Annotated in this window: 10 protein-coding genes; 1 reads left to right on the top strand and 9 read right to left on the bottom strand. The window is 62.4% G+C overall.

Going from position 1 to position 12,366, the window contains the following annotated elements:
• Positions 1-19: 19 nt before the first annotated feature.
• From plsB to AC07VF_RS09065, 5 genes are all read right to left on the bottom strand, one after another.
• Positions 20-2,512 carry a glycerol-3-phosphate 1-O-acyltransferase PlsB gene (gene plsB / locus AC07VF_RS09085; protein WP_495007860.1) on the bottom strand — a complete coding sequence of 831 codons (2,493 nt, stop codon included), beginning with the start codon at positions 2,510-2,512 and terminating at the stop codon, positions 20-22.
• Positions 2,513-2,609: 97 nt separating this feature from the next.
• On the bottom strand, positions 2,610-2,987 hold the full coding sequence (locus AC07VF_RS09080; RefSeq protein WP_192170813.1) for a hypothetical protein: 378 nt from the start codon (positions 2,985-2,987) through the stop codon (positions 2,610-2,612).
• A 65-nt stretch (positions 2,988-3,052) separates the two neighbouring features.
• Positions 3,053-3,862, bottom strand: coding sequence for a putative RNA methyltransferase (locus AC07VF_RS09075; RefSeq protein WP_495007859.1), 810 nt, complete (start codon positions 3,860-3,862; stop codon positions 3,053-3,055).
• Positions 3,862-5,013 carry a succinyl-diaminopimelate desuccinylase gene (gene dapE, locus AC07VF_RS09070; RefSeq protein WP_192170815.1) on the bottom strand — a complete coding sequence of 384 codons (1,152 nt, stop codon included), beginning with the start codon at positions 5,011-5,013 and terminating at the stop codon, positions 3,862-3,864. The genes AC07VF_RS09075 and dapE overlap by 1 nt, the downstream gene beginning before the upstream one ends.
• 102 nt (positions 5,014-5,115) lie before the next feature.
• Entirely contained in the window at positions 5,116-7,704 is a 2,589-nt protein-coding gene (locus AC07VF_RS09065; RefSeq protein WP_192170816.1) for a glycosyltransferase family 2 protein, read from the bottom strand.
• 230 nt (positions 7,705-7,934) lie between these two features.
• Between AC07VF_RS09065 and tcdA the strand changes: the two genes are divergently transcribed.
• Positions 7,935-8,753 (top strand): tRNA cyclic N6-threonylcarbamoyladenosine(37) synthase TcdA, encoded by an 819-nt coding sequence (tcdA, locus tag AC07VF_RS09060; protein ID WP_192170817.1) that lies wholly within the window; start codon positions 7,935-7,937, stop codon positions 8,751-8,753.
• Between the two features lie 349 nt (positions 8,754-9,102).
• Here the strand turns inward: tcdA and AC07VF_RS09055 are convergent, their stop codons facing one another.
• The 4 genes from AC07VF_RS09055 to AC07VF_RS09040 form a co-directional block, all read right to left on the bottom strand.
• The gene (locus AC07VF_RS09055) at positions 9,103-9,507 is read right to left on the bottom strand and encodes a SufE family protein (RefSeq protein ID WP_495007858.1); all 405 of its coding nucleotides are present in this window, start codon (positions 9,505-9,507) and stop codon (positions 9,103-9,105) included.
• The gene (locus AC07VF_RS09050; protein ID WP_495007857.1) at positions 9,504-10,709 is read right to left on the bottom strand and encodes an aminotransferase class V-fold PLP-dependent enzyme; all 1,206 of its coding nucleotides are present in this window, start codon (positions 10,707-10,709) and stop codon (positions 9,504-9,506) included. Before AC07VF_RS09050 ends, AC07VF_RS09055 begins: the two co-directional genes overlap by 4 nt.
• A 65-nt stretch (positions 10,710-10,774) precedes the next feature.
• Positions 10,775-11,809, bottom strand: coding sequence for a 2,3,4,5-tetrahydropyridine-2,6-dicarboxylate N-succinyltransferase (gene dapD / locus AC07VF_RS09045; RefSeq protein ID WP_192170820.1), 1,035 nt, complete (start codon positions 11,807-11,809; stop codon positions 10,775-10,777).
• A 31-nt stretch (positions 11,810-11,840) separates the two neighbouring features.
• Positions 11,841-12,203 carry an ArsC family reductase gene (locus AC07VF_RS09040; RefSeq protein ID WP_192170821.1) on the bottom strand — a complete coding sequence of 121 codons (363 nt, stop codon included), beginning with the start codon at positions 12,201-12,203 and terminating at the stop codon, positions 11,841-11,843.
• Positions 12,204-12,366: the final 163 nt, after the last annotated feature.

Raw genomic sequence — 12,366 nt, 5'->3', positions numbered from 1 at the left:
GTAGGGCGTGCGTCGTCGCTTAGGCGATCGGCGCGGCCCCGACGACTTCATCACTGCGGTGCAACGCCACCTGGCGAATCGACAGCCTGATTTCCGCTGGCAATACGCGCTTGGCGGCGCCTTCCGCCAGATCCCCCAACATATCGTGATAGCTCAATTTGCCGGCGGCGTCGGTGCGCAGGACACCTTGATCCAGCAGCGTCTGAATGAAATGCCGGAACAGGCTCTTGTCGAAAAACTCCGGCGCATTCAGGCCGTGCAGGATCGACAGCCGCTGGGCCATCGTCGTGCACAACTCTTCGAGCCCTTCGGCGCTGAGGGTGTGCTGACCGCTGTTGAGCAGCAGGGAAATCGCCATGTAGAAACGCTGCAGGGTCTGGGCAATCGCCCGCGACAACACCGTCAGCAGCACGAAAGCCCGCGAGCTCGGCGCCGGGCGCAGGTAAACGCCGTTCTCGAATCGCAGCAAACCCTGTTCGACAAACGCCGCCAGCCACTGATCGATGACCTCATCCAGATCGTCCAGCGACCAGCGGATGAACAGCTCCGATTGCAGGTACGGATACAGCGCCCGGGTGTACCGCAGAATCTGCTCGCGGCTCATGCGCGACGAGCTCTGGAAGAAGCACGTCAGCAACGAGGGCAGCGCGAAAATGTGCAGCACGTTGTTGCGGTAGTAAGTCATCAGGACGGCATTTTGCTCGTCCAGGTACAGAATCTTGCCCAGCGCATCGCTGAGTTCCGAGAGCAGATTCATGCCTTTGACGTGCTCGATCAGCGCCCGGCCATCGCCGTCCGGCAGCGTGGTGTGGGGCGAGTAGGGCACGGTGCGCAACAGCGTCAGGTAAAGATCGAGGACCCGCGCCAGTGCTTGATCGTCCAGCGCGTGTTTCGCCGTCGACAGCAACGCCAGCGCCACCAGATTCACCGGATTGATCGCTGCGGCTTCGTTCAGGTGGCGGGCCACGCGTTCGCCCAGACGGTGGGTGGTCTCGTGGAGCCAGTCCGGTTTGAACACCGGGCCCAGTTCCTGAGTGCGCCAGTCCGGCTGCTCGTGGTCGAGAAACTCGGTCAGCTTGATCGGCTCACCGAAGTTGACCGAGACCTGGCCGAAGCGCTGCTTCAGCGCGCCGATAACTTTGAAGATGTCGAAGATCGACTCTTTCTTCTTCGCCGCACCGCGCAACTCGCCCAGGTAGGTCCGGCCTTCCAGCACGCGTTCGTAACCGATGTACACCGGCACGAACACGATGGGCATGCGCGAATTGCGCAGGAAGCTGCGCAAGGTGATCGCCAGCATTCCGGTCTTCGGCTGCAGCATGCGCCCGGTCCGCGAACGTCCGCCTTCGACGAAGTATTCGACCGGGAAGCCCTTGGTGAACAGCGTGTGCAGGTATTCGTTGAACACCGCGGTGTACAGCGGATTGCCCTTGAACGTACGGCGCATGAAAAACGCGCCGCCGCGCCGCAACAGGCCGCCGATCACCGGCATGTTGAGGTTGATGCCCGCGGCAATGTGCGGCGGGGTCAGGCCGTTGCGAAACAACAGGTACGACAGCAGCAGGTAGTCGATGTGGCTGCGGTGGCACGGCACATAAATGATCTCGTTGCCCTGGGCGACGTTCTGCACGCCCTCCAGGTGACTGACCTTGATGCCGTCGTAAATCTTGTTCCAGAACCAGCTCAGCACCACTTCCAGGAAACGGATGGCGGTGTAGGTGTAGTCCGAGGCGATCTCGTTGCCGTAATGCAGGGCTTTTTCCCGGGCCTTGGCTTCGGTGATTTTCTCCCGTGCGGCCTCGTCGAGAATGGCCTGCCTGACCAGCGGATCCGCCACCAGCCCTTTGACCAGATGGCGACGGTGCGAAAGGTCCGGGCCGATCACCGACGTTTTCAGGTTGCGGAAATGCACACGCAGCAGGCGTTGTGCCATGCGCACCGTGCGCTCGTAACCCTTGTTCTGATCGACCAGCTCGCGCAGATGAACCGGCGCCGAAAACTGCACGCGGGTCTTGCGGCCCAGGATCAGAATGGTCACCAGACGACGCAGACGCCCGGTCACCGCCCAGCTGTCGGCAAACAGCAGTTTCCACGGGCTGTCTTCCTTGTCCGGGGACTGGCCCCAGAACACGCTGACCGGAATGATTTGCGCGTCTTCCGTAGCGTTTTGCGTGACCGCGCTGACCAGACGTTCAAGGGTCGGTGGTGCGCCGCGTTTGTCGTGGCGCCCGAGCCAGTCAGGCTCTGGCGTCAGGTAGAAAAACGCGGCCGGCTCGGTCAGGTTACCAACGGCTACGGAGAGCACCGGGCGCGGCAGACCGGCCTTGCGGCATTCGGTGTCGAGGACCGCAAGATCGCTCATCGACGGGTTTTGCAGCGCATAGAAAACCGGGCGGCTGCGGTCGAGATTGAGGGTGAAGGACGACTGGTTGATCGTCTCCGAGCGCACCCACAGGTAAAGCAGGCGGCGCACGGTGCCGAATACAAGACGGCGAAACGGGGAACGGGTCATAGAATTCTGCTGAGAGGGGCGACGCCCGCGAGGCCGTCAGTTTGCCGCATCTGGTGGGGATGGGCAAAGCGGTGCGGGCGCCCGTCAGGATGACGTCTCAGGACGTATGCCAAGTGATTTCTTCTTCACCATCAACGCTGATGCGAATCCATTGATCGGCTTCGGCGTCACTCTCTTCCTCGACCCACGTCCCCGGCGCGCAACGCACTTCAACGTTCAGCGCGGCAAAGGCGGCGCGGGCGCAGGCGATATCGTCTTCCCACGGGGTTTTGTCGCTGTCCAGGCACAGGCTGTTCCACTTGCCGACGGCCTTGGGAATCCAGGTAACGGGCACGTCGCCCGCCTGGCATTTCCAGGTCTGGCCTTTCTGCGTCCATTCGGTACAAGGGCCGATGGCCGCGGTCAGCCAGGCAGTGATCGCCTTGTGGTCAACGTCAGCGTCTTTCAGGTAAATCTCGATATCGGGTTGGCGCATGGATGCCTCTTGGTTGTTCTGGAAAATCCACTCGCGGATTCAGTCTGTTCGGGTGCTTCGAGCCGTCAGTTCAGGACGAAATAATCGTAGCGCATGGACACCGTGACCTCGAACGGCTCGGCCTGCTCGATCACGTTCGCGCGGCGTTCGGCACTGGCGCGCCAGCCGTGGGGCGTCATAGCCAGCAGATTGGCACGGGCCTGGCCGTCCACCAGTGTCAGGGTGAAACGCAACGTTTCGCTGTGCTGCAGGCTCATCCCTTCCGGCACCAGCGCCAGATGCTTGTCATCGCTGTAATCGCGGACTTCGTCGTACAGGCGCTGACGCAATTCCATCAGGTGATCGTTGGTCGGTCCTACACGCATCAGGCCGCCGCCCGGCGACAGCAGACGCTTGGCCTCGGCCCAGTCCAGCGGGCTGAACACGCTGGCGATGAACTGCATGCTCGCCCCCGGCAGTGGCACGCGCGCCATGCTGGCAATCAACCACGTGATGTTCGGGTCACGCTTGCAGGCGCGCTTCACCGCTTCGCGGGAGATGTCCAGCGCGTAGCCGTCTGCGTCGGGCAGACCCTGGGCAATCTGGGCGGTGTAATAGCCCTCGCCGCACCCGATGTCGAGCCAGTGCGCGGGGGCACGCTCGGCAGCCAGTTCGGCGAGACGCTTGGCGACTGGGGCGTAATGCCCGGCGTTGAGGAAGTCGCGCCGCGCCTCGACCATGGCCTGATTGTCGCCAGGGTCGCGGCTGTTCTTGTGCTGCACGGGCAGCAGATTCAGATACCCCTGACGGGCGCGGTCGAAGCGGTGCCCGGCCGGGCACACAACGCCGTTATCCGCTGAATCGAGCGGGGCGGAGCAGATCGGGCAGGTCAGCATCAGGCGAGCAACTTGACCAGGGTCTGGTAGTAGATCTCGGTCAGCACGTCGAGATCGCTGGCGAGGATGCGTTCATTGACCTGATGGATCGTCGCATTGACCGGCCCCAGTTCGACCACTTGGGTGCCGAGGGTGGCGATGAAGCGACCGTCCGACGTACCGCCGCTGGTGGAAGCGCGGGTCTCGCGGCCGGTGACGTGTTTAATGCTCGCCGACACCGCGTCCAGAAGCGCGCCCGGTTCGGTGAGGAACGGCAGGCCGGACAGCGCCCATTCCACGTGCCAGTCCAGGTCGTGCTTGTCGAGAATCGCGGCGACGCGTTGCTTGAGGCCTTCGACGGTGGATTCGGTGGAGAAGCGGAAATTGAACACCGCCACCAGATCCCCCGGGATCACGTTGGTGGCGCCGGTGCCGGAATTCAGGTTGGAAATCTGGAAGCTGGTCGGCGGGAAGAAGTCATTGCCGTTGTCCCAGTGCTCGGCGGCCAGTTCAGCCAGCGCAGGCGCTGCCAGATGAATAGGGTTCTTCGCCAGATGCGGGTAGGCGACGTGGCCCTGAATGCCTTTGACGGTGAGGGTTGCGCCCAGTGAGCCGCGACGGCCGTTCTTGACCACATCGCCCACCAGCGTCGTGCTCGACGGTTCGCCAACGATGCACCAGTCGAGACGTTCCTTGCGCGCCGCCAGACGCTCGACCACCGCTTTGGTGCCGTGGTGAGCCGGGCCTTCTTCGTCACTGGTGATCAGGTAGGCCACTTTGCCCTTGTGGTTCGGGTGATCGGCGACGAAACGCTCGGTGGCGACAATCATCGACGCCAGGCTGCCTTTCATGTCCGCCGCGCCACGGCCGCAGAGCATGCCGTCTTCGTCGATCAGCGCGCTGAACGGATCATTCTGCCAAGCCTGAACCGGGCCGGTCGGCACCACATCGGTGTGACCGGCGAAGCACAACACCGGACCGTCCTGACTGCCGTGGGTGGCCCAGAAGTTGTCCACATCCTGAATGCGCATCGGCTCCAGGGCAAAACCGGCATCGCTCAGGCGTTTCATCATCACGGCCTGGCAGTCGGCGTCCAGTGGCGTGACGGATGGGCGACGGATCAGGTCGCAGGCGAGTTGCAGCGTGGGCGAGAGGTCGGCTGGGGCTGTCATGAAAGGTCCGAGATATTGATTGAAGGCAAGGCATAAACCGGCGAATAGCTTAAAGCAAAACGGCGACCCGAAGGCCGCCGTTTAGTACAGCGCCCCATTGTTTCAGGCGGTAGCGGGTTCGTCTGCCGGTTTTGGTTTCGGCAGTGAAGACAGAAACGCCATGATCAGCGCCGCCAGATACGGCAGCGATTGCACCAGCAGCATGATGACCCAGAAGCGCATGTCGTTGCTCGGCAGACCCTGCACCAGACAGATGCCCAACGCGGCGCCCCACAGCATCAGCATGATGAACAGCTCTTCGCGGGCCTCGGAAATCGCCACCAGCAAGCCATGGCTTTCGGCGTTTTTCGGGGTGCGGAAGAACGGGATGCTGGTGGTGAAGAACCCGTACAGCACCGCTTTGGCGATGGTGTGGGACAACGCCAGTCCCGCAAGCGCCGCATAGAACGCGTCTGTGAGGTTCACGCCCACGGCGCGACGGTACAGAAAGATGATCTTGCCGACCTTGAAGAAGAACAGCGCCAGCGGCGGAATCGCGAAAATCAGCAGCGGCGGGTCAACACGGTTGGGCACGATGATCATCGCCGACGACCAGAGCAATGCGCCGACCGTGAAGAAGATATTCATGCCATCGGCCACCCACGGCAGCCAGCCCGCGAGGAAGTGATAACGCTGGCCGCGGGTCAGCTCGGTGTCCTTGCCGCGCAGCAGGCTGGCGGCGTGACGCTTGATGATCTGAATCGCGCCATAGGCCCAGCGGAAACGCTGCTTCTTGAAGTCGATGAAGGTGTCGGGCATCAGGCCCTTGCCGAAGCTGTTGTGGGCGTACGCGGCCGAATAGCCTTTTTCGAACACGCGCAGGCCCAGCTCGGCGTCTTCACAGATGCACCAGTCCGCCCAGCCCAGTTCTTCCAGGACCGAGCGACGGGTCATGGTCATGGTCCCGTGCTGAATGATCGCATCGCGGTCATTGCGGGTGACCATGCCGATGTAGAAGAAGCCTTTGTATTCCGAGTAGCAGAGCTTCTTGAACGCACTTTCGTGCTGATCGCGGTAGTCCTGCGGCGACTGCACCACGGCGATTTTCGGATCGGCGAAGTGCGGGACCATGTGCTTGAGCCAGTTGCGGTCGACGCAGTAATCCGAGTCGATGACGGCAATCACTTCGGCGTCCGGCGCCGTGTGCGGGATCAGGTAGTTCAGGGCGCCGCCCTTGAACCCGGCCAGCGGTGCGACGTGGAAAAACTTGAAGCGCGGGCCGAGCATTTCGCAGTGGGCCTTGACCGGCTCCCACACGGCGGGGTCCTTGGTGTTGTTGTCGATCAGCAACACTTCGAAATCCGGGTAATCCAACGCGGCCAGTGCGTTGAGGGTCTGTTTGACCATCTCCGGCGGCTCGTTGTAGCAGGGCACATGAATCGACACTTTCGGTCTGTAGGCCGAATCCCCTTCAACGGGCAGGAATTCGCGACGACGCTTGTGCGTCCACACCGCTTCGGCCAGTTCGTGGGCCTCCGTCAGTAGCACGATGAACACGCCGAACGCGCCCAGCGCCAGTAAAAATCCTACGAGCAGACTGAACCAGGTGCTGTATTGCTGGCTGTAGTCGTAGCCGATCCAGACCAGAACCGAACCGCACAGGAAGGCGATAAAGGTCAGGAATGTGCGGCCACGCTGACGCAGCGCCGAGCCGTCAATCAGCAGCAAGGCGAGGGCCAGCATCGCCAACACTGCCGAGCCGATTGCCAGCACGCGCCATTGCGGGATCGCCACGACCGGGCCTTCGAAATTGAATTTCTGCTGGCGGGCGGCGTTGTACACGCCCCAATAGGCACCAACCGATCCTTCGTCGCTGGCTTTCCACGGCTGATCGAAGGCCTCGATCACGAAGTAGTTGAAGCCCTGACGGTTGAGCTTGTTGACCAGCGTGCGCAGGTAAACCGCCTGATCCGCCTGGGTGGCGTCCGCACCGCCGCGCATGTGGCCATTGCTCGGCCAGCCGACCTCAGAGAGCAGCAGCGGCTTTTTCGGGAACATGCGTTTCAGTTCGCGGGCGCGGTCGAGCACGTACTGCCCGGCTTTATCCATCGGGATGTATTCCCAGTACGGCAGGATGTGCGCGGCGATCAGGTCAACGTGCTTGGCCAGTTCCGGGTATTTCTCCCAGATATGCCACTGCTCGGACGTGGTCACCGGGACTTTGACGGCGGCGCGCACGCGGTCGAGGGCGGCCATCAGGTCTTTGGGTTTGATCTCTTCGCGGTACAGCGCTTCGTTGCCGACCACCACGCGAACCACACTGCGCGTTGTATTAGCCAGTTCGATCGCAGTGGTGATTTCGCGTTCGTTGCGCTCCAGGTCCGGGCTGATCCAGATACCAAGGGTCACCCGCAGGCCGAATTCCTCGGCCAGCTTGGGGATGTCCTTGAGCGTGCCGTCCACCGAGTAGATACGGATGTTGTCCGTCTGCTTGCTCATCAGCTCCAGGTCCTGACGCATTTCTTCGTCGGACGGGTAGAGATCTTTTTGTGGATTCTGGCCCAGCCGGAAAGGCGAATAGGAAAAGCCGGAGATCTGCTCCGGCCAGTTGGGCGCGGTGACGGGGCGGTTGATCAGCGCCCAGAAGCCGGTAAACAGCGCAGCAATCGCCACGACGACCACGAGGTTGAGTCCAAATTTACGCGATGACATAGATGCTTCAGGTTCCAAGAGGGGAACGGGGAGGAGTGACAGGGTACAGCGGGCCAGAACTTTGGCAACCGACGTGTTGAAGTTCTGTTCGGCCGTGCCTGTAGGGCTTTGCGTGTTCGTGGGTGGCTTGTGGGGGCAGGGGCGACTTTCAGACCAAACGACTGCCACTCAGCGCTTTGCGAATCGCCGCCAGGGCCTATAATGCGCGCCGGTTTTTTGGGGTATTAGTCATGAGCACAGAAGATCCGCGTTTCGCTGGCGTTGCCCGCCTGTACGGCATCGAGGGCCTGGAACGCCTGCGCGCGGCCCATGTGGCGGTGGTCGGCATCGGCGGCGTGGGTTCCTGGGCGGCGGAAGCCATGGCGCGCTGTGGCGTGGGCGAGATTTCCCTGTTTGATCTGGACGACGTCTGCGTCAGTAATAGCAACCGCCAGTTGCACGCCCTGAGCAGCACCGTTGGCCGCGCCAAGGTCGAGGTCATGGCCGACCGCCTGCGTGAGATCAATCCCGACTGCGTCGTTCATGCCGTCGCCGACTTCGTCACCCGCGACACCATGGCCGAATACATCACGCCGGACATCGACTGTGTGCTCGATTGCATCGACAGCGTCAATGCCAAGGCCGCGCTGATCGCCTGGTGCAAAAGGCGCAAGATCCAGATCATCACCACCGGCGGCGCAGGCGGGCAGATCGACCCGACCCTGATTCAGGTCTGCGACCTCAACCGCACGTTCAACGACCCGTTGGCGTCGAAGGTGCGCTCGACCCTGCGCCGGGACTACGGCTTTTCCCGCACCGTCACCCGCCATTACAGCGTGCCGTGCGTGTTCTCCACCGAGCAACTGCGCTACCCCAAGCCGGACGGCAGCATCTGCCTGCAGAAAAGCTTCGTCGGCGACGGCGTGAAGCTGGACTGCGCAGGTGGTTTCGGCGCGGTAATGATGGTCACTGCCACATTCGGGATGGTCGCCGCGACCAAAGCCGTGGACAAAATCGTCGCCGGCGTGCGACGGCCGTCGGAGCGCGCCAAGGCGCAGCCAACGGCCTGACGACAGAGGGGCAGTCATGCTGGCGTATCCTTTGTGAACCCCCGCCGATGGTCCTGCAGATGAACTACCTGTGGGAGCGAGCTTGCTCGCGAAGATGCCGGTACATCCACTAAATATCCAGTGGTTGAAAGATCCTTTCGTGAGCAAGCTCACTCCCACAGGTTTTGTGTACGCCGAAGATTCTAAACAGTTGCTCGGAACCCATTGTGGGAGCGAGCTTGCTCGCGAAGAGGCCGGTACATCCGCTAAATATCCAGTGGTGAAAGATCCTTTCGTGAGCAAGGTGGAGCGCCGCCCGGGTCACTCCCACAGGGTCGGCGGTTCATGCGCGATGGTTTGAAGGCTGATCTCAGCCGGCTAACTGCCGCATCTTCTGCAGCACCGCATTCAGCCCGTTGCTGCGGGATGCCGACAGCTGACGGCTCAAGCCCAGCTGCGTGAACCACTCCACCAGGCCCACCTGCTGCAGTTCTTGCAACGACAGGCCGTTGACCCGGGCCAGCAACAGCGCCACCAGGCCCCGAATCAACCGCGCATCGCTGGCGGCGCGGAACTGCCAGTGGCCGTCGATCACGTCGCCCACCAGCCAGACCTTGCTCTCGCAGCCGTCTACCAAATGCTCGTCGGTCTTTTCATCGTCGCTCATGGGGGGCAGGCGGTCTCCCCATTGCATCAGCAATCGTGCGCGCTGCTCCCAGCTCAGTGACTCGTTGAAGGTTTCCAGCGCCGTGCGGGCATCGGTCGGCAGGCTCATCGCAACAACTCCAGCGCTTGATCCAGTGCGGTGAAAAATCGCTCCAGGTCCCCGGAATCGTTGTACAGCCCCAGCGACACCCGAATCGCGCCTGAGAGGCCCAAGCCACTGATCAACGGAATGGCGCAGTGGTGACCGGCGCGAACCGCGACGCCTTGCTCGGTCAGCAGGTGCGCAAGATCGGCGTTGTGCACGCCCTCGACCACGAAACTCACCAGCGCCACATGGGGATCACCCAGCACCTGCACACCGTCGCGCAGCATCAACCCGGCGCGCAACCGCTCATGCAGGCACGCTTCGTATTCGGCGACGGCGGACTGATTGAGGCCGTTGAGGTAATCCAGCGTCGCGCCGAGACCGATCACCGCGCTGATGGGCGGCGTGCCCGCTTCGAAGCCCAGCGGCGCAGGGCGAAAGGTTGCCGTCTGATAGCCGGTCTGCAGGACCATCTCGCCGCCGAACTGCCAGTGCTGCAAACGCGCCAATGCGTCATGTCGCCCGAACAGCACGCCCACGCCATCCGGGCCATAGAGCTTGTGGCTGGAAAACACATAGAAGTCGCAGCCGATGTCCTGCACATCGTGTCGGCCATGGACGACACCCTGGGCGCCATCAATCACCGTCAGCGCGCCCTGGGCCTGGGCCAGCGCGACCAGTTGCCGAACCGGCTGCCAGGTGCCGAGCACGTTGGACAACTGGCTGACCGCCAGCAAACGGGTGCGGGGGGTAATCAGCTCGGCGGCGGCCTCAACATCAATCACCCCGGCGTCGGTGACGGGCAGCACCACCAGCTTCAGGTCGCGACGCAGGGCCAGTTGCTGCCAGGGCAACAGATTGGCGTGATGCTCCAGGGCGCTGATGACAAACTCGTCGCCGGCCTGAAACACGTGCTCCAGGCCGTAAGCGAGCAAGTTGAAGGCGGACGTGGCGCCGTGGGTGAAAACGATCTGCCCGGACGCTCCGGCATTCAGCCATTCGCCGGCCTTGCGTCGCGTGTCCTCGAAGGCCTGGGTCGCCATGGCGCCCGGCAGGTGCTGGGCGCGATGCACATTCGCTGCGCCGTTGGCATAGTAATGCACCGTGGCGTCGATCAGAGCGTGGGGCTTTTGTGCGGTGGCGGCGCTGTCCAGGTAGGTCTGGCCTTGCCGTTGCAGGGCGTCGATGGCCGGAAAGTCAGCGCGCCAGGGAGAAATGAGGGGCATATCAGTCACGCTCGTTGAGGCGGGTTCGGTGCCCCGAGGGACACCGAACCCGCACGCAGCATCGATCAGTTGTGAGCGTGCAGCGCTTCGTTCAGCTCGATGGCCGACTTGTGGGATTTGCACTCCACCGCGCCGGTCTGCGAGTTGCGACGGAACAGCAGGTCCGGTTGACCGGCCAGCTCACGAGCCTTGACGACCTTGACCAGCTCGTTTTTGTCGTCCAGCAGCGCCACTTTGGTGCCGGCGGTAACGTACAGACCGGCTTCAACGGTGTTGCGATCGCCCAACGGAATGCCGATGCCGGCGTTCGCCCCGATCAGGCAGCCTTCGCCGACCTTGATCACCATGTTGCCGCCGCCCGACAGCGTGCCCATGGTCGAGCAACCGCCGCCCAGGTCCGAACCCTTGCCGACGAACACGCCAGCCGACACGCGACCTTCGATCATGCCCGGGCCTTCGGTGCCGCCGTTGAAGTTGACGAAGCCTTCGTGCATCACGGTGGTGCCTTCGCCAATGTAGGCGCCCAGACGCACGCGCGCGGTATCAGCGATGCGCACACCCGCCGGCACGACGTAGTCAGTCATTTTCGGGAATTTGTCCACCGAGAAGACCTCTAGAAAATGGCCTTTCAGGCGGGCTTCCAGCTGACGCTCGGCCAGTTCGCCCAGGTCGATGGCCCCCTGGCTGGTCCACGCGACGTTCGGCAGCAGCGGGAACACGCCGGCCAGGCTCAAACCGTGGGGCTTGACCAGTCGATGGGACAGCAGATGCAGCTTGAGGTAAGCCTCGGGGGTGGAGGTCAGTGCGGTGTCTTCGGCCAGCAGCGTGGCAACCAGAGGGTTGTGGCTCTCGGCGAGTCGGGTCAGCAGCGCGGCCTGGGCGTCGTCGACGCCTTTGAGGGCATTGGCCAGACGCGAGGACAGATCGGTGTTGAATGCGATGGCCTGATTGCCGCCGGTGTAGCCCAGGATCGGCGCGATGGCGGAGACGATTTCAGCCGACGGGTTGAGCAGTGGCAGGGCGTAGAAAACTTCCAGCCAGGTGCCTTGACGGTTTTGTGTGCCAACGCCAAAGGCCAGGCTGAACAGAGAAGTGGACATGCAGATACCTCGTTATTTAGGGCTATCTCAATCAGGCGATAGCCGCAGCGTACAGTTCGGGTTTGAAGCCAATCAGGGTTTTGTCGCCAAGCTCCAGCACCGGGCGCTTGATCATCGAGGGCTGAGCGAGCATCAGCTCAATGGCCTTTTCCTGATCGAGGTCGGCTTTCTGCGCCTCGTCCAGTTTGCGAAAGGTCGTGCCGGCGCGGTTGAGTACCGTCTGCCAGCCATGCTCATTGCACCAACGGGTCAGGTGGTCGCGATCGATGCCTTGGGTCTTGTAGTCGTGGAAATCGTAATTCACCGATTTTTCATCGAGCCAGGTGCGCGCCTTCTTCATCGTGTCGCACGCCTTGATCCCAAACAGGTGCAACGTGTGGGTTTCCTTGGCCATGGGCCTGCTCCTTTCGGGACTGTTGAAAAAAACGGTGGAGGATTATGCCACGTACACGCCGGGTAAGCGCGGCGGGCCGACGCTTTGTCCATTTGAGGCAGGTTTACGGGCGATGAACGCTGGCGACGCCGGCCGACCACGACTGATGTATCAACACCCCATT

The organism is Pseudomonas sp. GW821-FHT02H06, assembly GCF_059421525.1.
Note: the sequence above shows the minus strand (reverse complement) of the source record. Positions and strands in the feature narration are given on the sequence as shown.

Coding starts and splice junctions, on each gene's coding strand:
- plsB (WP_495007860.1), bottom strand. CDS start 2,512: ATGACCCGTTCCCCGTTTCGCCGTCTTGTATTCGGCACCGTGCGCCGC.
- AC07VF_RS09080 (WP_192170813.1), bottom strand. CDS start 2,987: ATGCGCCAACCCGATATCGAGATTTACCTGAAAGACGCTGACGTTGAC.
- AC07VF_RS09075 (WP_495007859.1), bottom strand. CDS start 3,862: ATGCTGACCTGCCCGATCTGCTCCGCCCCGCTCGATTCAGCGGATAAC.
- dapE (WP_192170815.1), bottom strand. CDS start 5,013: ATGACAGCCCCAGCCGACCTCTCGCCCACGCTGCAACTCGCCTGCGAC.
- AC07VF_RS09065 (WP_192170816.1), bottom strand. CDS start 7,704: ATGTCATCGCGTAAATTTGGACTCAACCTCGTGGTCGTCGTGGCGATT.
- tcdA (WP_192170817.1), top strand. CDS start 7,935: ATGAGCACAGAAGATCCGCGTTTCGCTGGCGTTGCCCGCCTGTACGGC.
- AC07VF_RS09055 (WP_495007858.1), bottom strand. CDS start 9,507: ATGAGCCTGCCGACCGATGCCCGCACGGCGCTGGAAACCTTCAACGAG.
- AC07VF_RS09050 (WP_495007857.1), bottom strand. CDS start 10,709: ATGCCCCTCATTTCTCCCTGGCGCGCTGACTTTCCGGCCATCGACGCC.
- dapD (WP_192170820.1), bottom strand. CDS start 11,809: ATGTCCACTTCTCTGTTCAGCCTGGCCTTTGGCGTTGGCACACAAAAC.
- AC07VF_RS09040 (WP_192170821.1), bottom strand. CDS start 12,203: ATGGCCAAGGAAACCCACACGTTGCACCTGTTTGGGATCAAGGCGTGC.